Source organism: Caulobacter sp. ErkDOM-C (assembly GCF_048541825.1).
Lineage (GTDB): Bacteria > Pseudomonadota > Alphaproteobacteria > Caulobacterales > Caulobacteraceae > Caulobacter.
Window position 1 is genome coordinate 2,578,972 of record NZ_CP183332.1, and the last position, 24,647, is coordinate 2,603,618.

The 24,647-nt window shown below is 65.7% G+C and carries 19 protein-coding genes, 2 tRNA genes and 1 rRNA gene; 13 read left to right on the forward strand and 9 right to left on the reverse strand.

The window, feature by feature from the left end; translation table 11 throughout:
* Positions 1-195: 195 nt before the first annotated feature.
* The 3 genes from ACN2C8_RS12515 to ACN2C8_RS12525 form a co-directional block, all read right to left on the reverse strand.
* Positions 196-271, reverse strand: a tRNA-Ala gene (locus ACN2C8_RS12515).
* Between the two features lie 71 nt (positions 272-342).
* Positions 343-419 (reverse strand) — tRNA-Ile (locus ACN2C8_RS12520).
* Positions 420-624: 205 nt separating this feature from the next.
* Positions 625-2,108, reverse strand: a 16S ribosomal RNA gene (locus ACN2C8_RS12525).
* A gap of 909 nt (positions 2,109-3,017) precedes the next feature.
* Between ACN2C8_RS12525 and ACN2C8_RS12530 the strand changes: the two genes are divergently transcribed.
* Positions 3,018-3,449: an RrF2 family transcriptional regulator gene (locus ACN2C8_RS12530; protein ID WP_419252087.1), complete on the forward strand. Its 432-nt coding sequence runs from the start codon at positions 3,018-3,020 to the stop codon at positions 3,447-3,449.
* Here the strand turns inward: ACN2C8_RS12530 and ACN2C8_RS12535 are convergent.
* The gene (locus tag ACN2C8_RS12535; RefSeq protein ID WP_419252088.1) at positions 3,446-3,877 is read right to left on the reverse strand and encodes a CBS domain-containing protein; all 432 of its coding nucleotides are present in this window, start codon (positions 3,875-3,877) and stop codon (positions 3,446-3,448) included. The two genes, ACN2C8_RS12530 and ACN2C8_RS12535, sit on opposite strands and share 4 nt — an antisense overlap.
* Before the next feature lie 58 nt (positions 3,878-3,935).
* Positions 3,936-4,583, reverse strand: coding sequence for a rhomboid family intramembrane serine protease (locus ACN2C8_RS12540; RefSeq protein WP_419252089.1), 648 nt, complete (start codon positions 4,581-4,583; stop codon positions 3,936-3,938).
* A gap of 161 nt (positions 4,584-4,744) precedes the next feature.
* Here ACN2C8_RS12540 and hfaA point away from each other — a divergent pair, with 161 nt between their 5' ends.
* From hfaA to hfaD, 3 genes are read left to right on the forward strand one after another with little or no spacing between them, the layout of a single operon-like run.
* On the forward strand, positions 4,745-5,191 hold the full coding sequence (gene hfaA, locus ACN2C8_RS12545) for a holdfast anchoring protein HfaA (protein WP_419252090.1): 447 nt from the start codon (positions 4,745-4,747) through the stop codon (positions 5,189-5,191).
* Complete coding sequence (gene hfaB, locus ACN2C8_RS12550; RefSeq protein WP_419252091.1) at positions 5,181-6,197, forward strand: holdfast anchoring protein HfaB; 1,017 nt, start codon at positions 5,181-5,183, stop codon at positions 6,195-6,197. The genes hfaA and hfaB overlap by 11 nt, the downstream gene beginning before the upstream one ends.
* On the forward strand, positions 6,175-7,353 hold the full coding sequence (gene hfaD / locus ACN2C8_RS12555) for a holdfast anchor protein HfaD (RefSeq protein ID WP_419252092.1): 1,179 nt from the start codon (positions 6,175-6,177) through the stop codon (positions 7,351-7,353). Before hfaB ends, hfaD begins: the two co-directional genes overlap by 23 nt.
* 4 nt (positions 7,354-7,357) lie before the next feature.
* Here hfaD and ACN2C8_RS12560 read toward each other — a convergent pair whose 3' ends face one another.
* A complete protein-coding gene (locus ACN2C8_RS12560) occupies positions 7,358-9,268 on the reverse strand; it encodes an ATP-binding protein (RefSeq protein ID WP_419252093.1) in 1,911 nt (636 codons plus the stop codon).
* 202 nt (positions 9,269-9,470) lie between these two features.
* Here ACN2C8_RS12560 and ACN2C8_RS12565 point away from each other — a divergent pair, with 202 nt between their 5' ends.
* The 8 genes from ACN2C8_RS12565 to ACN2C8_RS12600 all read left to right on the forward strand — a co-directional run bounded on the left by ACN2C8_RS12565 (position 9,471) and on the right by ACN2C8_RS12600 (position 21,556).
* Positions 9,471-11,294, forward strand: coding sequence for an ABC-F family ATP-binding cassette domain-containing protein (locus ACN2C8_RS12565; protein WP_419252094.1), 1,824 nt, complete (start codon positions 9,471-9,473; stop codon positions 11,292-11,294).
* A 527-nt stretch (positions 11,295-11,821) separates the two neighbouring features.
* The gene (locus ACN2C8_RS12570; RefSeq protein WP_419252095.1) at positions 11,822-13,894 is read left to right on the forward strand and encodes an ATP-binding protein; all 2,073 of its coding nucleotides are present in this window, start codon (positions 11,822-11,824) and stop codon (positions 13,892-13,894) included.
* Positions 13,895-14,070: 176 nt separating this feature from the next.
* Complete coding sequence (locus tag ACN2C8_RS12575) at positions 14,071-15,057, forward strand: ABC transporter substrate-binding protein (protein ID WP_419252096.1); 987 nt, start codon at positions 14,071-14,073, stop codon at positions 15,055-15,057.
* On the forward strand, positions 15,054-15,806 hold the full coding sequence (locus tag ACN2C8_RS12580; RefSeq protein ID WP_419252097.1) for an ABC transporter ATP-binding protein: 753 nt from the start codon (positions 15,054-15,056) through the stop codon (positions 15,804-15,806). The genes ACN2C8_RS12575 and ACN2C8_RS12580 overlap by 4 nt, the downstream gene beginning before the upstream one ends.
* A 5-nt stretch (positions 15,807-15,811) precedes the next feature.
* Positions 15,812-16,570: an ABC transporter permease gene (locus ACN2C8_RS12585; RefSeq protein ID WP_419255880.1), complete on the forward strand. Its 759-nt coding sequence runs from the start codon at positions 15,812-15,814 to the stop codon at positions 16,568-16,570.
* Between the two features lie 67 nt (positions 16,571-16,637).
* A complete protein-coding gene (locus ACN2C8_RS12590; protein WP_419252098.1) occupies positions 16,638-17,354 on the forward strand; it encodes a hypothetical protein in 717 nt (238 codons plus the stop codon).
* Positions 17,354-18,442 (forward strand): DUF2336 domain-containing protein, encoded by a 1,089-nt coding sequence (locus tag ACN2C8_RS12595; protein WP_419252099.1) that lies wholly within the window; start codon positions 17,354-17,356, stop codon positions 18,440-18,442. The genes ACN2C8_RS12590 and ACN2C8_RS12595 overlap by 1 nt, the downstream gene beginning before the upstream one ends.
* 204 nt (positions 18,443-18,646) lie before the next feature.
* Positions 18,647-21,556: a M16 family metallopeptidase gene (locus ACN2C8_RS12600; protein WP_419252100.1), complete on the forward strand. Its 2,910-nt coding sequence runs from the start codon at positions 18,647-18,649 to the stop codon at positions 21,554-21,556.
* Between the two features lie 61 nt (positions 21,557-21,617).
* Here the strand turns inward: ACN2C8_RS12600 and ACN2C8_RS12605 are convergent, their stop codons facing one another.
* Entirely contained in the window at positions 21,618-22,547 is a 930-nt protein-coding gene (locus ACN2C8_RS12605) for a hypothetical protein (protein WP_419252101.1), read from the reverse strand.
* 173 nt (positions 22,548-22,720) lie between these two features.
* Here ACN2C8_RS12605 and ACN2C8_RS12610 point away from each other — a divergent pair, with 173 nt between their 5' ends.
* Positions 22,721-23,269, forward strand: coding sequence for a PAS domain-containing protein (locus ACN2C8_RS12610; RefSeq protein WP_419252102.1), 549 nt, complete (start codon positions 22,721-22,723; stop codon positions 23,267-23,269).
* On the opposite strand, the gene ACN2C8_RS12615 is transcribed toward ACN2C8_RS12610, so the two are convergent.
* Together ACN2C8_RS12615 and ACN2C8_RS12620 are read right to left on the reverse strand one after the other, a co-directional pair.
* Positions 23,266-23,694 carry a globin domain-containing protein gene (locus tag ACN2C8_RS12615; RefSeq protein WP_419252103.1) on the reverse strand — a complete coding sequence of 143 codons (429 nt, stop codon included), beginning with the start codon at positions 23,692-23,694 and terminating at the stop codon, positions 23,266-23,268. The two genes, ACN2C8_RS12610 and ACN2C8_RS12615, sit on opposite strands and share 4 nt — an antisense overlap.
* A 5-nt stretch (positions 23,695-23,699) precedes the next feature.
* Positions 23,700-24,647, reverse strand: a complete 948-nt coding sequence (locus tag ACN2C8_RS12620) for an aldo/keto reductase (protein ID WP_419252104.1) — start codon at positions 24,645-24,647, stop codon at positions 23,700-23,702.

Below are 24,647 nucleotides of genomic sequence, written 5' to 3' on the forward strand. Positions count from 1 at the left end.
CAGTCAGACATTTGATGTCTTCTTCAAAGTCCGCCCTAAAACCAGCTGCATCCCCAAGGGGAGATACAGGCGGCGGGAGAACCCTACCTTCACGATGTCATTATCGCAGACCGCGCATGCCTCATTGAGGCAACAGTCGCAGCTGCAAACTTGATCAATCCTCGATCGCGTTACCAAACCTTCCGAATGAAGGGATGGTGGAGCCAGACGGATTCGAACCGACGACATCCTGCTTGCAAAGCAGGCGCTCTACCAACTGAGCTATGGCCCCTTACACACTGTGTAAGCTGCTTAAGCCCAGGGGAGCCTGGTCGGTTACGTCCGCTGTTCAGGGTGGGAGAGTGGTAGGCCCGACAAGATTTGAACTTGTGACCTCACGCTTATCAAGCGTGCGCTCTAACCAACTGAGCTACGGGCCCATAGGCCTCATAGACCAAATCCCGCTCTTATGGCCAAAGGCCAATCTGAACGGAACCCGTCCTGGGCTCGCGATCGCCTCGATAACCTGATCGGCTATCAAGGAGTGGAAAGAGAAACGAAGACGGCGGCGATCCGCTCATCTGTATATTTTAGACGCTTCAATAGGATTGTCGTGAGACAAGAGCCTGGAGAAGCAGTCCTTAGAAAGGAGGTGATCCAGCCGCAGGTTCCCCTACGGCTACCTTGTTACGACTTCACCCCAGTCGCTGACCCTACCGTGGTCGCCTGCCCCCTTGCGGTTAGCGCAGCGCCTTCGGGTAGAGCCAACTCCCATGGTGTGACGGGCGGTGTGTACAAGGCCCGGGAACGTATTCACCGCGGCATGCTGATCCGCGATTACTAGCGATTCCAACTTCATGCACTCGAGTTGCAGAGTGCAATCCGAACTGAGACGACTTTTAGGGATTGGCTCCCCCTCGCGGGATTGCAGCCCTCTGTAGTCGCCATTGTAGCACGTGTGTAGCCCACCTTGTAAGGGCCATGAGGACTTGACGTCATCCCCACCTTCCTCCGGCTTACCACCGGCGGTCCTATTAGAGTGCCCAGCCAAACCTGATGGCAACTAATAGCGAGGGTTGCGCTCGTTGCGGGACTTAACCCAACATCTCACGACACGAGCTGACGACAGCCATGCAGCACCTGTGTCCCAGTCCCCGAAGGGAAAACCACATCTCTGTGGCGGTCCGGGCATGTCAAAAGGTGGTAAGGTTCTGCGCGTTGCTTCGAATTAAACCACATGCTCCACCGCTTGTGCGGGCCCCCGTCAATTCCTTTGAGTTTTAATCTTGCGACCGTACTCCCCAGGCGGAGTGCTTAATGCGTTAGCTGCGTCACCGACATGCATGCATGCCGACAACTAGCACTCATCGTTTACAGCGTGGACTACCAGGGTATCTAATCCTGTTTGCTCCCCACGCTTTCGAGCCTCAGCGTCAGTAACGGACCAGTATGTCGCCTTCGCCACTGGTGTTCTTCCGAATATCTACGAATTTCACCTCTACACTCGGAGTTCCACATACCTCTTCCGTACTCAAGATAGCCAGTATCAAAGGCAATTCCAAGGTTGAGCCCTGGGCTTTCACCTCTGACTAAACTATCCGCCTACGCTCCCTTTACGCCCAGTAATTCCGAGCAACGCTAGCCCCCTTCGTATTACCGCGGCTGCTGGCACGAAGTTAGCCGGGGCTTCTTCTCCGAGTACCGTCATTATCGTCCTCGGTGAAAGAATTTTACAATCCTAAGACCTTCATCATTCACGCGGCATGGCTGCGTCAGGCTTTCGCCCATTGCGCAAGATTCCCCACTGCTGCCTCCCGTAGGAGTTTGGGCCGTGTCTCAGTCCCAATGTGGCTGATCATCCTCTCAGACCAGCTAAGGATCGTAGCCTTGGTGGGCCTTTACCCCACCAACTAGCTAATCCTACGCGGGCCGCTCTAATGGCGATAAATCTTTCCCTCGAAAGGCTTATCCGGTATTAGCTCAAGTTTCCCTGAGTTGTTCCGAACCAAAAGGCACGTTCCCACGTGTTACTCACCCGTCCGCCACTAATCCCGAAGGATCCGTTCGACTTGCATGTGTTAGGCCTGCCGCCAGCGTTCGCTCTGAGCCAGGATCAAACTCTCAGGTTGAGTTGACCGCTAACACAGACTTCAATTCCAAGGGGAAAACCGAGGAATTGGTTCTGGTTTGCATAGTATCTTGACGAGTTCCCAATCACATCGATGGATTGAAGACCGAAGCCTTCAGTCCATGATATTCATGGTATCTTCAAGAGACCGCATTTGTCAGCGTTCGAGATAGACCTTCTCAGTCTATCGCCAGAGCGCCGCCGCCTGCGTTTCTCTTTCCAAATCAACAATGTCAAAGACCCAGAGCCGGAGCTCCCAGAACCGCCTCTCAGCAGCACCACCGTTTAGCGCCCGGTGTCGGCGGAGGCGGCTATCTATCCAACCTCGAATTCCATGTCAAATCGTTTTTTGCAAAACGTTTCGACTTTCTCAACTTGACCAACCCAAAGGCAGATCCGGAAGAGTTGGCAGCTTCTAAAGAAACTAACCAATCTAGTCAACCGGTTATTTTGAAGAACACTTCGAAACAACAACCAACTAGACCTTGGAAATACTTGAAAGATCTTGAGATCTTCTTCCGCATCTCTTGGGGAGGGCGGCTTCTAACGAAACCAACACTCCCTGTCAACCGACCGTTCTCAACTTTGTTTCCAGCCCGGCAAACGCCGTATCCAGAGACAAAAACGGATCCGTAAGCGCGCCATAAGGAGCGCTTGTCATTTCCGTGACCGGGTCGATTGAAGCTGCGGAACCTATCGATCCATCTTCCGAAAAGCAAGGCCCGAAAGCCTTGATTTCGTCCGACGGGCGTTGGCCCCGAGGCGAGGGGCGGCTTCTAGAGACCCCCCACCGGACTCGCAAGCGCTAAACCCCCGAAATGTCCCCAGGCGGACCATTGACCTGTGCACGGATGCTTGCGCCTCGCCTTCTCCTCCCCCAGAAGTCGGGATTAGAGGAGCACGAGCGTCCATGTTGTCCCAGAAGGCCCGATACGCATTGCGCGCGATGATCGAACTGGCCCGCGAAGACGGGCAGGTCACAGCGGGCGAGCTTTCGGTCCGCGCCGACGCGCCTCGCAAGTTCCTGGAGGCTATCCTTCTCGCCCTCGCGCGCGAGGGCCTGGTGGTCAGCCGCAGGGGAAAGTTCGGCGGCTATATGCTGGGCCGATCAGCCACAGCGATCAGCTTCGCCGAGGTCATCCGCCTTGTTGACGGCCCCTTGGCCCTGGCCCCCTGCGTCAGCCGCACGGCCTTCCGCCGCTGCGAGGACTGCCGCGACCTAGCCACCTGCGCCCTGCGCGAGGCTCTGCTTAAGGCCCGCGACGCCACGGCCCTAGTTCTGGAAGGCTACAGTCTGGCCGACGCCGTCTCCGGCGAAGGCGCGGAACTGCTCGGGGGTTAGCCTGCGGCTATATAGGCCTTGAGCCCTTCGGCCTCCGCCTGGGCTTCATTGATCTTGTACTTCACCAGGTCGCCGATCGAGATGATCCCGACCAACCGCCCGTCGCGCACCACCGGCAGGTGGCGGATGCGGCGGTCCGTCATGCGTTCGAGCAGGATGTCGATCGACTCTTCGGGTTGGGCGAAGATCACTTCGGCGCTCATGCAGGCGGCGATCGGCTTGTTGAGGGCGCCCGCGCCTTCCTTGGCGATCACACGCACGATGTCGCGCTCCGACAGAATACCGACAATCGCTTCGTCGGCGTCGAGGACGACCATGGCTCCGACGCGGCGGGTATGGAGCAGGGCCGCGGCCGCTCCTACCGTCTCCTGCGGCGAGGCCGTAAAGACCAGGTCGCCCTTGTCTTTCAGGATCTGAGAAACCAGCACTGCGCATCTCCCTTGTTCGTTCTTGTAATAACGAGCGTCTCGCAAAGCGGTTCGGGGATCAATGGGTCTCTGAATTTGGGCTGAGGCGCACAGCCAGCGAGATGAGCAGCGCCCCGGCCGCGAAGCCGAACAGATGCGCCTCCCAGGCCACGGCTCCCGTCAGACCCGGGAACCCCCCGAGCGCCGCCATCACCAGATTGATGACCAGCCAGCTGAGGGCCAGGGACAGGGCGCGCGGCGCGAACGGGCTGCTCAGCCGCCCGGGTCGATCCATCAATCTGGCGGCGGCGCCCATCAGGCCGGCCACCGCGCCCGAAGCCCCGACGACCAGACTGGTCGATTCCGGATGGATCGCCGCATAGCCCAGACCCGCCAGGACGCCACACACTATATAGAAGACGACGAAGACGCTCCCTCCCCTAACCCCCAGACCTAGCAGACGCGCAACCGGAGCGCCGAACGCCAGGGCGAAGGCGGCATTCATCAGGGCGTGAATCCAGCCACCATGCACAAAGAGCGACGTCACCAGCCCCGCCAGGTCGCCGCGCCAGACCCGCACGGGCTCAAGGGCCAGCCGATAGATGGTCTCGTCGCTAACCCCGCCCAGCACCAGGTTCGAGAGCAGAATGCTGACAGCCGCCAGCACCGCCGGCCAGGGCGCGTTGAAGATCGGTTCGGGGCGGTCGTCGGGACGGTCGGGGGTCATCACACTCTTACCTAGGCGGTCGACTCGCGGGGCGCACGCGATTCAGGGTCGCACCGTCTCCCGCTTAACCATTTTGCGAGACCTTGGCGCTAGACCAGAGACTGTATGAATTTGGCACGAGGGTTGCTTGCACCTTCGGGTCGGCAGTCGCGGAGGCTCTCATGGCCTGGCAGATCAAGAACAGCATCGGCTTCGGCGCGGGCTTCACCGCCGCCGTCGTGGGCCTTGGCGCGCTCGGCGCGGCCGGCGCCCAGACGATGTCCAGCAACTCCGCCGCCTTCAACGCCGGCTATGGCCGCATCGCGGGCCAGGAAAGCCGCATGGTCGAATATTCGACCCGCGACGCCAACGGCAACCGCGTCGTGGTCGACGGCGTGATGCTGACCGGCGCCGATCAAAGCGTTTATTCGTCGAGCAACTCCTCGGGGTCGCTGGACGCCTATTCCGGCGTCGGCGGTCGCGGCTACAGCAGCTCCACCGCGATCGGCAACAATCTGACGGTCATCACCCAGGGCAACAACAATACGGTGATCGTCAATTCGACCCAGACCAATACCGGCAACATCTCGGCGGGATCGTCGGTCAAGGGCGGATCCGATGGGAAGTAAGCGTCTCTCCTTCATCGCGGCGGCCCTGGCCTGCAGCGCCCTGACGGCGTGCGGCACCGGCATGCCCAAGGTGTCGATGAAGGGAAACTACGCCGAGCCGATCGGCAAGGCGCCGGTGACGGCCAATCCGACCGACTATTCGGCGGCCCTCGTCTGCCTCAACCAGTACGCCAAACAGAACCGCGTGGCCGCCCCGCGCGTCGCGATCGGTCGCATTGCTGACTATACCGGCAAGGAAGAATCCGACGGCTCGGGCCGCAAGGTGACGCAAGGCGCCTCCCTGCTGGCCATGTCCGCCTTCGCCAAGGCCGGCATGCCGATGGTCGAGCGCTTCGACACCTCGGTGTCGGAGTTCGAGCTGAAATACGCCAACAACAAGCTGATCAGCGACCGCCCCAATCCAGGCGCCGACGTGCCCGTGGATTATCGCCGCATTCTGGCGGGCCAAGTGCCGGGCTCCGACTTCTATGTGGTCGGCGGCATCACCGAGCTGAACTACAACATCCGCTCGGCCGGTATCGACGCCTATGCCGGCGACAAGGACACCGACGGCCTGAAGGGCAATTTCAAGCGTCGGGTGTTCGTGATGAACATCGCGCTGGACCTGCGCCTGGTGAACACCCGCACGCTGGAAGTGGTCGACGTCGTCGCCTACCAGAAGCAGGTGGTGGGCCGCGAGATCAGCCTGGGCGTCTTCGATTTCCTCAATGGCAACCTGTTCGACATCTCGGGCGGCAAGGGCGCGCTGGAACCGATCCAGCTGGCGGTTCGGGCGCTGATCGAGCGCTCAGTCGTCGAGTTCAGCGCCAACCTCTATGGCATGCCAGGCCCGCAGGGCTGCATGCGCTACGACCCGATGGGCGATTCCACCGTCGGACAGACGGGCGCCTTCGTGCCAGCCTACAACAATCTGGGAACCAACAATGCGCAGACCCGCGAAGACCCGTCTCGCTGGAACGCTCGCAGCGATCCCGATATGCGCGATGCTAAGCGGGGTCGCTACTAGCCAGACCGCGCCCAGCACGGTTCTGAACAACCAGATCAATCTGGGCGACGTGTTCGCCGAGCAGACCCTGAACGTCGAGACCGTCACCGACGGCTTCAGCGCCAGCACCATTGCGCCGGCCAACAGCGCCCTGATTTCGGTGCAGAACACCGACGCCGCGATGACCTCAAACCAGGAAAACGCCGGCGCGGTCCTCGCGCACGGTGTGGTCAATGTCGGGGCCAATGGCGGCAATAACAGCAACTTCACGACCACGGCGGTCGGCAATGCGGGTACGGCGGCGGCAGACAACGGTACGCTGACGGGCCGCGCCACCCAGCTGAATACCGGGCCGGTCACGGCGCGCAGCCAGCTTGAGGCTCACGAGGCCGAACTGCACGATCTGTCGATGAGCACCTTGGCCCAGGGCAACAGCCAGGGCCTGACCCTGATCAACGGCGCCATGGGCGTGCGGGTCAGCCAGGGCAATACGGCCAATGTCCTGGCCGATGGCGGCGCGATCGCCGGGGCGATCACCGGAACGGCCTCTGTCGCCGGCACGGCGACGGGCAACAACATCACCCTGTCGGGAACCGAGCAGTCGGCGGCGCGAGTGATCACCGAGCAATCCAATGCCGGAATCACCCAGGCCAGCAAGTTCACGGCCTATGGCTCCAGCTACCTGACCAGCACGGCGGCCTCGGCCAGCGGCAACAACCTGTCGGCGACCAATGAAGGCCCGCTGCTGGACGTGACCTCAAGCCAGTACAATACCGCCTATGTCCGCGCCCAGGCTGAGGCGACGTCCTACCAGTTCAGCGCCGCCCAGGTCGGCGCTCATGGCGTCGGCAATTCCGCCCTGGTCGGCAACTATGGAGCCGAGGTTGTGCTGGACAACATCCAGACCAATGGGGGCGGCGGCGTCGAGGTTGTGGCCAGCTTTGAGGGCAATGACGGCTATGACGCCGTGGTCTCGTCCACGGCCATGGGCAATGCCGTCACCAGCTATGCCTGCTCGCAGTGCAGCGGTCAGATGTCGATCAAGAACAATCAGGTCAACAGCGCCGAGGTCGGCGCCCGCACCACGACCACTGCAGGCTCGGCGCGGTCGGTCAGCGGCGTGACCACCGCCACCGGCAACAACGCCAGCTTCTATGTGAGCTCGCCCGGCCACTGAGGCGTCAGGCGGTTGCAGGGTCTCGCCAGATCCGTGCCGTGCTCCACTGGGCGATCTTGATCAGCAGGTCACGCGGATTGATCGGCTTGCCGACATGGTCGTCCATGCCCTGATCGCGATAGAAGGCCACTTGATCGGCCAGGACATTGGCGGTCAGAGCAATGATCGGGATCCCGGCGACATCGCCGTCCAGGGCCCGAATGCTGCGGGTGGCGGTCAGGCCGTCCATCACCGGCATCCGCACGTCCATCAGGACAAGATCGTAGTCGCCCGACCGAACCGCCGCCAGAGCCTCGGCGCCGTCGCGGACGACCTGGACGTCATGGCCGGCCGACCGAAGGATAGTGCCGATCAGTTCGCGATTGGCTTCGTTATCGTCCGCCACCAGCAGTCGCAGGCCTCCCACGACGCGCGGCGCGACAGCGGGTGCGGACGCCTCGATCCTGCTGGCGACAGGCAGGTCGACAACGCACCAGAAGCGCGAGCCCTGACCGGCCGTGCTGTCGACGCCGATCTGGCCGCCCATCATTTCAACCAGCTGCCGGGTGATGGTCAGCCCCAGCCCGGTGCCGCCAAAGCGGCGGGTAACCTCCGGTCCGGCCTGGGCGAACCGGTCAAAGACCATGCCCAACATAGCCTCGGGCACCCCGACACCGGTGTCGCTGACGGCAAATTCCAGGCGGGCCATGGTGGCGTCCGTGTGGGGCCGACGGGTGATCGTCAAGCCTACGGCGCCCTCGTCGGTAAACTTCACGGCGTTGCCCAGCAGATTGACCAGCACCTGTCGCAGACGTTCCGGATCGCCTTCGATCCAGGCCGGACAGGCCTCGTCGATCGTCATGTTCAAAGCCAGGCGCTTGGCCAGGGCCTGAGCCTCCACGATGCCGACGGCCTGGGACAGCATCGGCCGCAGCGCGAACGGACGTGGCTGCAACTCGATGCCGCCGGCCTCAAGTTTGGAGAGGTCCAGCACATCATTCAGTGTCGCCATAAGGGCCGAGCCAGCATCCTGGATCCGGCCCAGCTGGCCGCTCTGTCGCTCGTCTAGCGCACTCTCGGCCAGCAGGTCGGCAAAGCCGATGACGCTGGTCAGGGGCGTGCGAAGCTCGTGGCTCATATTGGCCAGGAACTCCTGACGCGCTCGCACGGCACTTTCGGCGCGCTCGCGGGCCTCACCCAGGGCCGAACGGGCCTCGATCTCGGCGGTGATATCGGTCTCGTTGACCAGCACGCAGCAGTCGCCGCTGACGGGGTCACGGGCCCGGCGGGCGTCGACGCTATGCCAGCGAGCGCCAGCGGACGTCGCCAGCAGGAAAGACCCAAAGCCCGGTCGTCCAGAAAGCGCGGTGCGCCAGACCTGCGCGCCAGCCTCGCGATCCACAAAGGAATCGACGAAGGAGGCATTGTCAGCCGGATAGGCGGCCATCGCCGCCGGGTTGGCAAACAGCCGCGCGCCCTCGGTATTGTACAGAGCGACAAGCACCGTGGTGTGCCGCAAGGCCTCTATGGCCCGATGCTCTTGCGCCTCGACCTCGGCCGGGGCCGCCTCGAACAACATGCCCGATCCGCCATCCAGCAGTGGAATGAGCGATATGGCTGTTCGCACGGTGACGGGCGCGCCGTGGGGATAAAAGGTCCAGCGGTCGTGAACGGTCTCACCTCGGGCGATACGTTCACTGATGGCGTCCATCCGGATGCGCACAGCCGGAGACTGGTCGGCGAAATCGCGCGCCTGAAGCGCCTCGAGAGAGGCCGCCCCCCATAGCTCCAGCGCCGCCCGATTGGCGTAGACCTTGCGCTTGCGCGCGTCATCAAACACCCAGACCGGCTGGCGCAGACTGTCGAAGCCGTCCACCGCGAAAGGAAGACGACCAGAAGCGCTGGGTATGTCGATTTTCGACGACAAGGCGTGCATGCACCTCACAGGGACAGCTTGACCCTGCGCATGTCGGGATTGGCCACCCGTTAACGGGCGATTGTGTCGCGCCCCGCGCCAGATGACGCCTTGCCAGGTAATCGGGCCCGATCACCCGGATTTTGGCGTTTTTCCCGGCCATCCCTGTTATAGGCCGCATCCTCCGCGACACTCTGACGCCCTCCCCCAGTACGAGCACCTTATGGCTTCCCCTGCCCGCGCGCCCATTCTCGCTCTCAAGGACGTCCGGCTAGCCGACGGCGCCAAGCCCCTGTTCGACGGCGTCGACCTGGCGCTGGAGCCGCGCATCCGCGCGTGCCTGGTCGGCCGCAACGGCGCGGGCAAGAGCACCCTGCTGAAGATCCTGGCCGCCCAGGGCGCCGAACCCGACAGCGGCGAGCGGATCGTGCAGCCCGGCGCGCGCATTGTCTTCGTCAGCCAGGAGCCGGAGATCACCGGCGCGACCCTGCTGGACTATTGCACCGCCGGCGGCGCCCAGGACTACGAAGCCCAGGCCACCCTGGCCGACTTTGGCCTGGACCCCGAAAAGGGCACCGAAGGCCTTTCGGGCGGCGAGAAGCGTCGCGCGGCCCTGGCCCGCGCCTTTGCCGAACAGCCCGACGTGCTGCTGCTGGACGAGCCGACCAACCACCTGGACATCTTCGCCATCCAGACGCTGGAAGAGGAACTGGCCGGCTCGAAGTGCGCCGCGCTGATCGTCAGCCACGACCGGGCCTTCCTCAACCGCGTCACCCAGCGCACCTTCTGGCTGGAGCACCGCAAGGTGCGCCGCCTGGACAAGGGCTTCCTTGAGTTCGAGACCTGGAGCGAGGCGGTCATGGCCGCCGACGCCGACGAAGCGCGCCGCCTGAACAAGGCGCTGGAGCGCGAAAACGCCTGGCTGGCCCGCGGCGTCCAGGGCCGCCGGGCCCGCAACGAAGGCCGCCGCCGCGCCCTGATGGACCTTCGCGCCGAGAAGAAGGACCGCCAGAGCGACATGCGCGGCAGCATCTACATGGCTGTCGAAGCGGCGGGGACCTCGGGCAAGAAGGTCGCCGAGGCCAAGAACGTCACCAAGAAGTTCGGCGACCGAGTGATCGTCGAAGACTTCTCGACCCGCATCCTGCGCGGCGACCGCGTGGCCCTGGTCGGCCCCAACGGCGCCGGCAAGACCACCTTGGTTAAGCTGCTGCTGGGCGAGCTGGCCGTCGATTCCGGCACAGTGACCCTGGGGACCAACCTCGAGATCTCCTATGTCGACCAGGCCCGCATGGCCCTGTCGGACAAGATCACCGTCTGGGACTTCCTGACTCCCGGCGGCGGCGACTCCATCCTGGTGCGCGGCCTGCCCAAGCATGTGGCCGGCTACGCCAAGGACTTCCTGTTCACCGAGGCGCAGCTGCGCCAGCCGGTGACCAGCCTGTCGGGCGGGGAACGCAACCGCCTGCTGCTGGCCCGCGCCCTGGCCACGCCCACGAACCTGATGGTCCTCGATGAGCCCACCAACGACCTGGACATGGACACGCTGGACCTGCTCGAGGATCTGCTGGCCGACTTCGAGGGCACGCTGATCCTGGTCAGCCACGATCGCGACTTCATCGACAGACTCGCGACCTCCACCATCGCCATGAACGGCCATGGCCAGGTCATCGAGACCCCCGGCGGCTGGAGCGATCTGATCGACCAGAGCCCCGACTTCTTCAAGGGCGCGCGCGGCGCCGGTGGCGGCGACTTCGCTACGGGAGCCGCCAAGGCCGCTCCGGTGGTGATCGCCCCGCCCAAGAAGACCGTCAAACTGTCCTACAAGGACCAGCGTCGGCTTGAGGAGTGCGAAGCCCTGGTCGCGGCCAGCCCCAAGATCTTCGGCGATATGGAAGCCAGGCTGGCCGATCCCGACTTCTATGCCCGCGATCCGGCCGGCTTCGACAAGATCATGAAGACCCTCGACAAGGCCCGCGCTGACCTGGCGCAGGCGGAGGAAGACTGGCTGGCCCTGGAGGAAAAGCGCGAAGGGCTAGCCAGCTAACGGCTTCCCAACTGCTCTCAGCCCTTTCGCGCGCTGTCGGAATGCCGGCCTCGGCCCAGGGTGGCGCTGGGCGTTCTGGCGGCGGGTCCTGGCGTCGCGCCCGCAGCGTCAGGCCCGCCTGATGTTGGTCATGGCCTTCGTCATCCTCAGCGCCGGCCTCATCGCCACACAGGTCGAGTATGGCCGACCGTCTATCCAAGCCCATAGATCGGCAAGCCCTCCAGACGGTCGTTAACCGGTGGGCCGCGCCCAGCCCGCTGGCCGCGTGATTTGTCCGGCTCAGTCCCCAGACAAGCGCCCGTCAAGACCGCGACAACGACCGGCCGAGCGGCCTTGCGACGCCACCTGTGCTTGAAGCGCCCGCCGTCTTATGCATTGTCGTGCCTCCGCCAAAGTAAAAGGGGGCGGGCTCAAGGTTGGACCTTAGTCGAAAGTGCTCCTCGCCTGCGACAAAGCGCCACAGCGCCCAAATTGGGCAGCAACCTTGAACAGTCCGAAGCGTATTAATCAGGGGGGACGAGACAAGCATGCGGCAACAGCTGGCACAACAAGAACAACGGCGGCAGAACACCCTGCTGCTGAGCTTGGCTGTGGCCGTCGTCGCCAGCCTGGCCTTCAGCGATTTCCTGACCCGGACCAGCCTGGGTGTCGCGGCGTTCTGGCCCGCCAACGGCCTCTTGGTCGTCGGTCTGATGGCGCTGAATGCGCCGCGCCGCATCGCCCTGACCAGCGTGATGATTGTCTTCCATTTGATCATCGACCTGCTGGTCGGGGACAGCCTCGGCAAGGCTCTACTCTTCACCAGCGTCGATGTTCTGGAAGCCTATGCGGTCTGGGCCTTAGCGCGCCTGTTTTTCGGCGGTGTTCTGCGGCTGCGGACAATGCGGCAGCTCGCGCTTCTCGTCGCCGTGGGCGCACCCATCGCCGCAGCCGCCGCGATCATCTGCGCGCCGCTGCTCTCGATCGTCTCGGGAGCGCCCTTGCTGACCTTGATGTGGGCCTGGTTCGCGCGAAGCGGCCTGGGGCTCGCCGTCGTGCTCCCCGCTGTGCTGGTGTTGCTGGACGCGGAGCATCGTCGCGCCTTCCATCGCTCGATTACCGAGCGCCTGGCGCTGTATGCGTCGATCGCCGCGATGACTGCGGTCTGCTTTCATCCTGACGGTGTTCCGGCGCCCTTCATGATCTTCCCCCTGGCCATGCTGGCCGCCTTTCGATTAGGCGCCCGGGGGGCTGCGGAAAGCTCTCTGGTGGTGGCCTTTATCGCCATTCCCCTGGTGACTTCCACCGGCTATCTGGCCATGGGCATGCGATGGGAAACCGCCAATCCCACCCGCGTCGCCCAGGTCTTCATCAGCCTGCTGTTCGGCACCAATCTGGCGACCGGCCTGGCCCTGGCGCAGCAGGAGCGCCTGAAGCGCCTGCTGGTTCGCCGCGAACAATTGACCCGCGCGGCCCGCGCCCGCGCCCTGGCCGCGACCGAGGCCAAGACCGAGTTCCTGGCGACCATGAGCCACGAGATCCGCACTCCGCTGAACAGCGTGCTGGGCTTTGCTCAACTGCTGGCGGCCCGTAACGACCTGCCACCGGACGCCCGCCGGCAAGTAAACCTGATCGACTCCGCCGGCGGCGCCCTGCTGACCGTGGTCAACGACATCCTCGATTTCTCGCGGGTCGAGGCCGGCCAGGTGGAACTGCTGCCGCAACCGACCTCGGCGGCGACCCTGCTGCGCGACACGGTGGCAATCATGGCGCCCGAGGCGCGCGCCAAGGGCCTCAAGCTGAACCTCGAGATCATCGATCCGATCGACGCCCTTCACGACCTGGACGACGCTCGCCTGCGCCAGGTGCTGCTCAACCTGCTCAACAACGCGGTGAAGTTCACCGACACGGGACGCATTGACGCCAGCCTGATTGTCCAGCCGGGCGATCATGAGGATCGGCTGCGTTTCGAAATCACCGACACCGGCGCCGGCATCTCGATCGAGAAGCAGGCCCTGCTGTTCCAGCGCTTCTCGCAGGTCGACAGTTCGGCAAGCCGCACCTATGGCGGCGCGGGCCTGGGTCTGGCGATCAGCCGGGCCCTGATCGAGTTGATGGGCGGCAAGATCGGCGTCGACAGCGTGCCGGGTCGCGGCTCTTGCTTCTGGATCGAGTTCGCCGCGCCAGTCGCCGAACCCCTGGCCGTTCCCGAGCAACGGTCACCCATCTTGCCAGGCGCCGCCCGTATCCTGCTGGTCGACGACCATCCGATGAACCGCGAAATTGGTGTCGCACTGCTGACCCTGGCGGGCTGCGAGGTCGATATCGCTGAAAACGGCCAGCAGGCCGTCGAGGCGGCTGCGACCGGTGAGTACGACATGATCCTGATGGATATCCACATGCCGCTGATGGACGGTCTGGCCGCCACCCGCGCCATCCGCGCCCTGAACTCGCCTGCCAGCCGGGTTCCGATCATCGCCATGAGCGCCGACGCCCTGCCCCAACAGGTCGAGCGCTGCTACGCGGCCGGAATGGTCGATCACATCGCCAAGCCGATTCAGCGCGAGGTGCTCTACGCCAAGGTCGAGCGCTGGCGGACCGCTCCCACCAGCATCGACTAGAGCGTTATTCGGCGAAGTGGATACCGGTTCGCCGCCGAAATAACGCGTCAAAACAAGAATCTAGAGCAAACGACATGATTCAATCATGGCGACCTTTGCTCCAGACGAACCGCGTTCGCTCTTGGAAGATGCGGCCTTGCCGCCTAACCTCTCGGGACTTTGTCCGGGAGGGATTCATGGGTTTCCACAAACTGGCTGTGCTCGCCCTGTGCGCTGTGGTGGCCGCCTGCTCGCCCGCCGGGCAGGAACCTGCCGATGCGCCCGGCCGCACCGCCATGAAGCTGGCCACCGACTGGCGCGCCCAGGCCGAGCTCGGCGGCTACTATCAGGCCCTGGCTACCGGCGAATACGCCAGGCGCGGGCTTGACGTGACCCTGATCCAGGGCGGTCCCGGCGTGAACGTGCCCCAGTTGCTGGCCACGGGCGCGGTGGATGCCGGGGTCGGTTCCAACAGCTTCATCGTCATGAACCTGGCCAAGGAAAAGGCCCCCGTGAAGGCCGTTGCCGCCTTCATGGACAAGGACCCCCAGGTGCTGATCGCCCACCCCGGCCAGGGCATCAACTCCATCGCCGACATGAAGGACCGACCCATCCTGCTGGCGGACGCCTCGATCACCGCCTTCTGGGTCTGGCTGAAGGCCAAATACGGCTTCACCGACGACCAGGTCCGCAAATATAACTACAGCGCGGCGCCGTTCCTGGCTGACAAGCGCATCGTCCAGCAGGGCTATGCCACCAGCGAGCCCTACCTCATCGAGAAGGAGGGCAAGATCAAGCCGGCGGTGTTCCTGCTGGCCGACAACGGCTATCCCGCCTACGCCTCGATGGCTCTGATGCCCGACAGCTTCATTGCCAAAAACCCGTCAGCCGCGCAGGCCTTCGTCGAAGCCACGGCCGCGGGCTGGAAATCCTATCTCTATGGCGACGCAAAGCCGGGCGACGCGGCCATCCTCAAGGACAATCCTGAGATGACCCAGGACGTCCTCGACCAGGCCCGCGAGAAGATGCGCTCCTACGGCATCGTCCCCAAGGACGGCATTGGCCAGATGACCGACGCCCGCTGGGCGGAATTCTTCAAGGTGGCCGCGGATCAGGGCGTCTATCCCAAGGATATGGACTACAAGAGCGCCTACACGCTGCAGTTCCTGCCCAAGGGCCAATGACTCTGACCATCGCTGCTCTTTCCGCCGTCGAAGTCGACTATCCTCGGCGCGGCCGCGCCCTGGGGCCGGTGGATCTGGATCTGCGCGCCGGCGAGATCGTCGCCCTGGTGGGACCGTCCGGCTGCGGCAAGTCAACGGCCCTGCGGCTGCTGGCGGGACTTGAACAGCCCACCCGCGGCGACGTGACCCGGGCTGCCGGCAAGGGCGAGACCGCCGTGGTCTTCCAGGCCCCCACGCTCGCGCCATGGCTCAGCGCCCAGGCCAATGTGGCGCTCCCTCTGGAACTGGCCGGCGAGCGGCACGCCGACGCCATGACCGCCGCGGCCGAGGCCCTGGCCAAGGTCGGTCTGGGCGAGGCGCTCGCGGCGCGGCCCGCCCAGTTGTCGGGCGGCATGGCCATGCGGGTTTCGCTGGCCCGCGCCCTGGTCACCCGACCGCGTCTACTGCTGCTGGACGAACCGTTCGCGGCGCTGGACGAGATCACCCGCCGCGCTCTGGCCGATGACGTTCTGGCTCTTGCTGCCGAGTTGTCGCCGGCCATGATCTTCGTCACCCATAATGTCGAGGAGGCGGTCTACATGGCTGGCCGTGTCGTGGTCATGACCCCCGGCCCGGGCCGCATCGCGGGGGAAGTGGCCATCGACGCGCCCCTGATCCGACCCGCAGGCTTTCGCACCACCGAAGCCTTCCGCCAGTCCGCCGAGACGGTGTCGGGCCTGCTGGCCCAGGCCGGAGTTCGCGCCGCGTGAGGACCTTGTCGGCCTTCCTGTCGCCGCTCGTACTGATCGGCCTGCTGCTGGCGGGCTGGGAGCTGGCCTGCGCGCGCCTGGCCGTGCCGGCCTATCTGCTGCCGCCGCCCAGCGCGATCTGGACGGCCCTGATCGAAGGCTGGCCGCTCTTGCTGGCCTCGGCCTGGGGCACACTGTCGACCGCCCTGCTGGCGCTGGTCATCGCCAGCCTCTTGGCCTGCGCCCTGGCCCTGACGGTCAGTTTGAGCCCCCTGCTGGAAGACGCGATCCGTCCCATCGCCGTCACGCTGCAAGTCACGCCGCTGGTCGCCATCGCACCGCTGGTGACCATCTGGGCGGGGATCGACCATCCTGAACGCGCCGTGATCGGTCTGGCCGCCGTGGTCGCCTTCTTCCCGATCTTCTCGGGCGCCCTGACCGGCCTGAAGGCTGTAGATCCCGACCTGGCCCGTCTTTTCGACCTCTATGGCGCGTCGTCAGCCCAGCGCCTGTGGCGCCTGCGCCTGCCCTCGGCCGTCCCCGCGCTTCTGGAAGGCCACAAGGTCGCCTCCGGCCTGGCGGTGATCGGGGCCGTGGTGGCCGAGTTCGTCGCCGGTTCAGGCGGCTCCCAGGGCCTCGCCTGGCGGATCCTGGAGGCCTATAATCGCCTGCAGACCGCGCGCGTGTTCGCCGCCCTGTTGACCCTGGCCCTGCTGGGTGTGGCGCTTCACGCCCTGATGGAGCTGGCCGAGCGTCGACTGCTCGCAGTTTGGCGCGGACGTTAGGCCCGGATTAAGCGAGGCAGGCTAAGGCTGGAGGCTGGAGGCTCAGAGTCCTCCGTCAGGCCGCCCTATGCGCACCATGGTTCTCATCGCCGTCCTTGCTAGCGCCGCGTCAGTCGCGCGCGCAGAGGACACGCGCGAGAGCCGTTATGGTCCGCGACCCAGCCGCCAGACGGGCGCCCTGACCCCAGCGTCGGGCTATGGCGGGCCGATCCTGGGCTGGGCCGGCAAGCAGGAGCCCGCCGCGCCGCGCATCCTGAGCTCTCAGCCCGTACCGGAACCCTGGCGTCAGCCCGCTGTCGCGCAACAAGCACAGACGCCGATGTCCGAGCCCTGGCGCAATCTGGGCATACGCTCGCCATCGGTGACGCCTGCGCCCGCGACGCAAACTCAGCCCCCGATGTCGGAGCCCTGGCGGAACCTCGGCGCACGACCGCAGGCCACAGCGCCGAGCACGCAGGCCGAGCGCCGGGAGATCGAACCCCCGACCCAGATCACCCGCCAGCCGATCCCGGCGGCCCAGGCCCAAATCGCACCCACGGCGATGGCGTCCTATAATCCTGCGTCCCAGACCATGGCCCGCACCTATTCCGTCGGCCGACAGTATGGCCAGCAGCCGGACGCCCTGCCCCCGCTGCACCCCAACGGCATGGTGTTCATCGCTCCGTCCGAAGAAGCGCCCCGCCTCAAGGACGACGAGCCCCGGCATGGTTCGGCCGAATGGCTGGCGGCCGGCGCACGCGGCGACGAAGACGGCGGACGCGACAACAAGGACCGGTCGCTCTGATGCAGTCCAGACTTCACGACCTGATCGCCCTGGCCGACGAGCCGTCGAGCGAAAAACGCCGCGAGCTCCTGCGCGGCGTCACCGACCTGTTCTTCGCCGGCGATGTCCACGACCCCGTGCAGATGGGCCTCTTCGACGACGTCATGAGCCAGCTGGCTGGCGAGATGGAGGAGGCCGTCAAGGTCGAGCTGGCTGAGCGGCTGAGCCACGCGCCGGCCCCGCCGCGCGGCCTCAGCAGGGCGCTGGCCCTCGACAGCATCGCCGTCGCCCACCCGATCCTGCGCGGCTCGTCCAGCCTGTCGGAAGAAGACCTGCTGGAAGTGGCCCGCACCCGCGGCCAGGACCATCTGCGCGCCATCTCGCAGCGCACCCGCGTTCCCAGCGCCGTGTCGGACGCCATCGTCCAGCGCGGCGACGACCACACGCTCGGCGTCCTGCTGCGTAACGAAGGCGCTGTGCTGTCACGTGAAGCGCATGAGGCCGTCGTCGACCGCGCCGCCGCCAATCCGGCCCTGCATGAGGCCGTCATCGACCGTCACAGCCTGCCGGTCGATCTGCTCAACGAAATGTACTTCATGGTCGAGGCCAAGCTTCGCGACCGGATCCTGGAGAAGAACGCCGACATGGATCCGGCGACGCTGGAAGCGGCGCTCAATGCCGGTCGCAAGCGCGTGGCCGCCCAGGACGGCGCCCTGCCCTTCGACCACGCCCAGGCCGAGCACGAGTTCCAGGCCATCAAGGCCAAGGGCGGCGTCTCGCCCCAGGCCCTGGCCGGGATACTGCGCGCCAAGAAGACCACGCTGTTCCTGGTCGCCCTGGCCGACATGGCCGATATCGACTTCCACACCGCCCGCAAGATCCTCGAGCGCCGCGAACTGGACGGCCTGGCCGTGGTCTGCAGGGCGGCCGATTTCGACCGCGCCCTGTTCCTGACCTTCGCCCTGCTGATCCTGGATCCGACCGACGACGTGATGGGCAAGGCCAAGGCCTATGGCGAGCTCTACGGCGCCCTGCCCCGGGATTCGGCGTTACGGACCGTCCGCTTCTGGCGCCTGCGTCGCCAAAGCGGCGACGTGGCCGCCGCCTGATCGCGGCTTTCGCTAGAGCGTGGCAGCCGAAAGTGTAAGCGGTTTCGGCGCTGACCACGCGCTAACGGTTTGATTTAGAGCCTTTTAGACGCCTCACATGATTCAATGTGAGGCTAAAGGCTCTACGCGCTGGCCGCCTTGCTTGCGCCTTCACGGACGCCCAAGGTGCGGCTTCGGAAAAGCTCACCAAACCCTAGGCTGTCTATGATTCGCGCCTCGCGCCTGACACTTCTGGCCGCCGTCGGCCTGTCCCTCGCCGCCTGCTCGGCCCTGCCCAAGCTGTCCATGCCGTCCTTGCCGACCCTGCCTGGCAGGGAGGCGATCCTCGCCCCGGCTCAGCCCACCGGGCCGACCCTGGCGTCGCTGAAGCCCGGTCAGTGGGCCCATGAGGTGTCGGACGTCGCGCCCGACCCCCGCGTGCGGTTCGGCGTGCTGCCCAGCGGCATGCGCTACGCCCTGATGAAGAACGCCACCCCGCCCCAGCAGGCCGCCCTGCGCCTGTGGTTCGACACCGGCTCGATGATGGAAGCCGACGACCAGCAGGGCCTGGCCCACTTCCTGGAGCACATGGCCTTCAACGGCAGCAAGAACGTGCCCGAAGGCGAGATGATCAAGATCCTGGAGCGCCACGGCCTGGCCTTCGGGGCCGACACCAACGCCTCCACCGGCCTCGACGAGACCATCTACCAGCTGGACCTTCCCAAGACCGACGACGCGACGGTCGACACCTCGCTGATGCTGCTGCGCGAGGCGGCCGGCGAGCTGACCATCGCGCCCGAGGCCGTCGATCGCGAGCGCGGCGTGGTGCTGTCGGAAGAGCGCACCCGCGACAGCCCCGGCTATCGCGTGGCCATCAAGTCGATGGACTTCCAGATGGAAGGCCAGCTGCCGCCCAAGCGCATTCCCATCGGCAAGACCGAGGTGCTGAAGACCGCGCCCGCCCAGCGTATCCGCGACTATTACGAGGCCTATTATCGCCCGGAGCGGGCGGTGCTGGTGGCGGTCGGCGACTTCGACCTCGACGCCATGGAGGCCAAGATCAAGACCCGCTTCGGCGACTGGACCGCCAAGGGTCCAGCCGGCGCTGATCCCGTGGTCGGCAAGGTGACCAAGCGCGGCGAGACCGCCAGGGTGATCGTCGAGCCCGGCGCGGCCCTGTCGGTGCAGCTATCCTGGGCCGGCGCGCCGGACGACAGGATCGAAACCAAGGCCGCCGACGAGCGCGATACGCTCAAGAACCTGGGCTTTGCGGTGCTGAACCGCCGGATGCAGACCCTGAGCCGCGCGGCCGATCCGCCCTTCATCGCCGGCGGGGCCTTCACCGGCGATCAGTACGGCGCCGTGCGCATGACCACCCTGGGCGCCACCGCCCAGCCCGGCCGCTGGCGTGAGGCGCTGTCGGCCCTGGACCAGGAACAGCGCCGGGCCGTGCAACATGGCGTACGCCAGGACGAGCTGGACCGCGAGATCGCCAGCATGCGCTCATCCCTGGTCGCGGCCGTGTCGGGTGAGGCCACCCAGCGCACCACGGCCCTGGCCGGCGGCATCGTCGGAACCCTGGGCGATGGCGAGACCGTCACCAGCCCCAGCCAGAATCTGGCCGCCTTCGACGAGATCGTCAAAGGCCTGACCGCTGACCGTGTCAGCGCCGCGCTGAAAGCAGCCTTCGCCGGCCAGGGTCCACTGATCCTGATCCCCAGCCCGACCAATATCGAGGGCGCCGAGAAGGCGGTGCTCGCCGCCTATGCCGACTCCCGCAAGGTCGCCGTGCTGCCCCCCGCCGCGCCCGGCGTCACGGCCTGGCCCTATGCCAGCTTCGGACCGATCGGCAAGGTCGCCGAGCAGAAGGACGTCGCCGACCTCGACACCGTCTTCGTGCGGTTCGAGAACGGGGTGCGACTGACGGTCAAGCCGACCAAGTTCCGTGACGATCAGGTGCTGATCAAGGCCCGCATCGGCCATGGCCTGCTGGATCTGACGTCCGGCGCCCAGAGCCCCCTGTGGTCCAGCTCGGCCTTCATCGAAGGCGGTCTCAAGCAGATCAGCGCCCAGGACATGGAGCGGGTGCTGAACGGCAAGATCTGGAACGCCAGCCTGGGCGTCGAGGACGACGCCTTCACCCTCAGCGGCCGCACCCGGCCCGAGGATGTCGGCACCGAACTGCAGGTGCTGGCCGGCTTCGCGATGGAGCCGGGTTGGCGGCCCGAGGCCTTCTCGCGGATCAAGACCTACTACGGCACCATTCACGACCAGCTGGAAACCACCACCGGCGGCGTCATCGGGCGCGACCTCAGCGGGCTGCTGCACAACGGCGACAGGCGCTGGACCTTCCCGTCCCGCGTGGACATCGCCGCCGCCTCGCTCGATAGCCTGAAGGCGGCCGTCACCGATCCGCTCAGCAAGGGTGCGATCGAGATCGTGGTGGTCGGTGACATCACTGTCGACAAGGCGATCGCCGCCGTGGCCGAGACCTTTGGGGCCCTGCCCACCCGTCCGGGACTGGCCGATCCCGTCGCCGCGCGTCAGGTTCCCTTCCCCGCCCCGTCACAGACGCCGGTGGTGCTGACCCACAAGGGCCGCGCCGACCAGGCCCAGCTGTTCATGAGCTGGAGGACCGACGACCTGTTCTCCGACCTGCAGCGCTCGCGCGACACCTCGGTCCTGGCCCAGGTGATGCAGTTGCGGCTGACCGACGAACTGCGCGAAAAGCAGGGGGCGACCTATTCGCCCTCGGCCGGGGCCACCCACAGCGTGATCTTCAACGACTGGGGCTATCTGTCGGTCAGCGTGGAAGTGCCGCCGGACAAGCTGGACGGCGTCGCCGCTACCATCCGCCAGATCGCCGCAGACCTGCGCGACAAGCCCGTCACCGAGGACGAACTGGAGCGCGCCAAGAAGCCGCGCATCGACCAGATCGAAAAGTCGCGCGTCACCAACGAATACTGGCTGGGCAACCTGTCGGGCGCTCAGACCGATCCGCGCATCCTGGACGCCACCCGCTCGGTGATCGCCGGGCTGGAGCGGGTCAAGGCCGCCGATGTCCAGAAGGCCGCCCGGACCTTCCTGGGCGAGGACCGGTCCTGGACCGTGCTGGTCAAGCCGGAAGCCAAGTAGGCACGAAAAGGCCCTCCCGCCAGCTGGCGGGAGGGCCTGAACTTTCAGCGATGACGAGGGTCTAGTAGACCACGCCGCCGACGCCGCCATCGAGGCTGAAGCTCATCGAAGACGCACTGGTCTCGCGGACCTGCTCCTCGCGATAGGCCGTGTAGGTTTCGCTAGTGAGAAGGGTCAGGATCTTCACGCCGGCCCCAAAGCGGCGCAGCAGCGAGCGCTCATTGCAATCGCGGGCCGGACGCTGCGGGCGGCAGGTCAAGGTCCCCGCCTGACCGGCCTGGCCCGCGCCGGGAGCATGATAGAGGGCCTCGTTCTTGGCGCAGATATAGGTCTGGGCGCCGCGGCCATTGGTGCTGATGTCGATGCTGCTCTCATAGTCGCCGATCACGTACTGCATGCGCGAGCCGGCGATGCAGCGATACAGTTCGCCGTCATAGCGGTCGTCGATGTCGCGGTCGGGCGTGACCTGAGAGGCCGGGTGCGGCACGTCGCGATCGTCCAGGCACACGGCGCGGATAACGACGCGGCGCAGCTTGGTGCGGGTGGCTTCATACGATGCACGACGGCGCACTTCGCCGCCCTCGACATTGAGGCCCTGAATATAGCCGGTCGACATCGGGCCAGAATAGTAGCCGCCGTGACCGCCGCCACCATAGTAGACGTTGGTGCTGGCGCCCCCGCCGGCCCCGGCCCCCGCGCCTGAAGACGCGCCGGCCGAAGCCGTGGCGTTGGCATTGGCGTTGACGATCACCGTCGCGCCGACATTGATGTTGACGCCCGGAATATTGACGTTGTGACCCGGCGTGCAGCACGGGGGGCTGGGCGGCTTGGGAGGCTTTGGCGGAGGCGCCGGAGGCTTGCAGCAGACCGGGGGCGGTGGCGGACAGCTGGAGCCGCACTGCGCATAGGCCGCGCCGCCCAGCGACAGGCTTCCCAGCAGGGCGCCGAGGCCCCACAGCAGCCCGCGCATCGATCGTTTCGGCGCCTTCATGGCGATCCCCTTCACACGACGTCGTCCGACCGTCTGGCCAGCAAGAATCGGGCCGTCATCCGCCTCCCGGCTGGCTTGCGCCAAAACGGGACGGTCGGGGCTTTGGCCCGGATCTCCTAGCAAGCCCCATGCGGCAAAAAACAGCCGTGGAAGGACCCGCTGAGGGGACGACGATGTTCCATCCAAGCACACAACGGTTGATAGACTATTGGCGCGACCGCAAAGGTGACGCGCCCGCGCCGTCGCGCGCCGACATCAATCCGGGCGATTTCACCGACCTTCTGCCTCAGGTCTTCATCGCCGGACGCGAGAAACTGGGCCGCATGCCCTTCCGCCTGGCCGGCGGGTTCCTGGCCGACCTGCACGCCCGCGATCTGCGCGGCGAGGATCTGCTCAGCCTGTGGGCCCTGTCGCACCGGCTGGAACTGAAGTCGTCCCTGGAGATCGCCCGTCGCCGCTGCCAGCCGGTGGTGGTCACGGCCGACATTCGGGCTCAAGGGGTTCCGTCGGTCGGCATGGAGGTGCTGTTTGCGCCCCTGCGCGGCGTAGACGGCGAAACCGACCGCTTCCTGGGCGTCTATCAGCCCATCGCCATGACGGCGCGACTGGAAGGCCGCCCGGCCTATGAACTGGGCGTTCGCAAGATCCAGCCCCTGGGCCTCGCCAATCAGGAAGGTGCCCGGCTGCGTCTGGCTACCCTGGACGGCCGCCGGATCGCCTAGCCCCTCGCGGCCTTTGCGGTCTCGAACTGGTTGGTATGGGTGACGTAGTAGTCCAGATCGACCAGCAGTGCGCGCCAGGCCGCGTCGATCTCGGCTGTCCAGTCCGCGCCCAGCACCTCGCGCAGGGTGTCAGCCACCACGCCAAAGAACGTCCCGAACACTTGGGGCGGTACGTCATAGCCGGCGTGGTTCATCGCTTCGGACTGGATCAGGGTCGCCGCGTACTGACGCTCGCCGATGAAGTCCAGGATGGCCCGGATCACCTGCGACAGCATCTCGCCGCGCACCTGACCGTTGGCGTCCATGCAGAACAGCGGCTCCATGTCCGGCTGCTGGCGAAAGAGCCGCTCATAGACCAGGGGCGTGAGATCATCGCAGCGCTGGGCCGCCAGCTCTAGGCTGCTCTCGATCAGCGCGGCGCTCACGGCGGCTAACCCCGCCCGGCCGCGTCGAGATCGGCGACCACCTCGGCGGGCAGGATCAGGCGGGCCGCGCCCATCAGCTCTTCCAGCTGGACGACGCTGGTGGCGCTGGCGATGGGCGCAGTGATGGCCGGATGGGCCATGATCCAGGCCAGCGCGATCTGGGCGTGCGTGGCTCCGGTCGCCTCGACGGCCTTGTCCAGGGCCGCCAGCACCCGAACACCCTTGTCGTTCATGTAGTCGCGCTTGATCGTATGGCGCCGCGCGCGCCCTTCAAGGTCGGCCTCAGCGCGGTACTTGCCCGTCAGGAAGCCCGCAGCCAGACCATAGAACGGAATGACGCCCAGGCCTTCCGCCGCCGTCAGAGCGGCCAGCTCACCCTCGACCTGGTCGCGATCATAGAGATTGAACTTCGGCTGGATTGTCTCGTAGCGCGGCAGACCGTTGGCCGCCGAGGCCGCCAGGCTCTCGGTCAGCCTGGCCGGTGAGAAATTGGACGCCCCGATGGCCCGCACCTTGCCCGCCTTCACCAGGCGGCCATAGGCCTCCAGTGTCTCCTCGACCGGGGTCGCCGCATCGTCCTGATGCGACTGGTAGAGGTCGATATAGTCGGTCTGCAGCCGCCGCAGCGAACCCTCGACCGCCGCCTCGATATTGGCGGCCGACAGGCCCGGCTGTTTGGGCCACATGGCCACCTTGGTCAGGATCAGCACGTCGTCGCGCCTGCCCCGCGCCTTCAGCCAGCGACCGATGACACGCTCGGACTCGCCCCCGTCGTGCCCGGGAACCCAGGCCGAATAGACGTCGGCCGTATCGACGGCGTTGAAGCCGCCGCCGACGAAGGCATCGAGCAGGCGATGCGAAGTCGCCTCGTCCGCCGTCCAGCCAAAGACATTCCCGCCAAACACCAGCGGGGCGATCGAGAGGCCGGAACGGCCGAGGGGGCGACGCTGCAT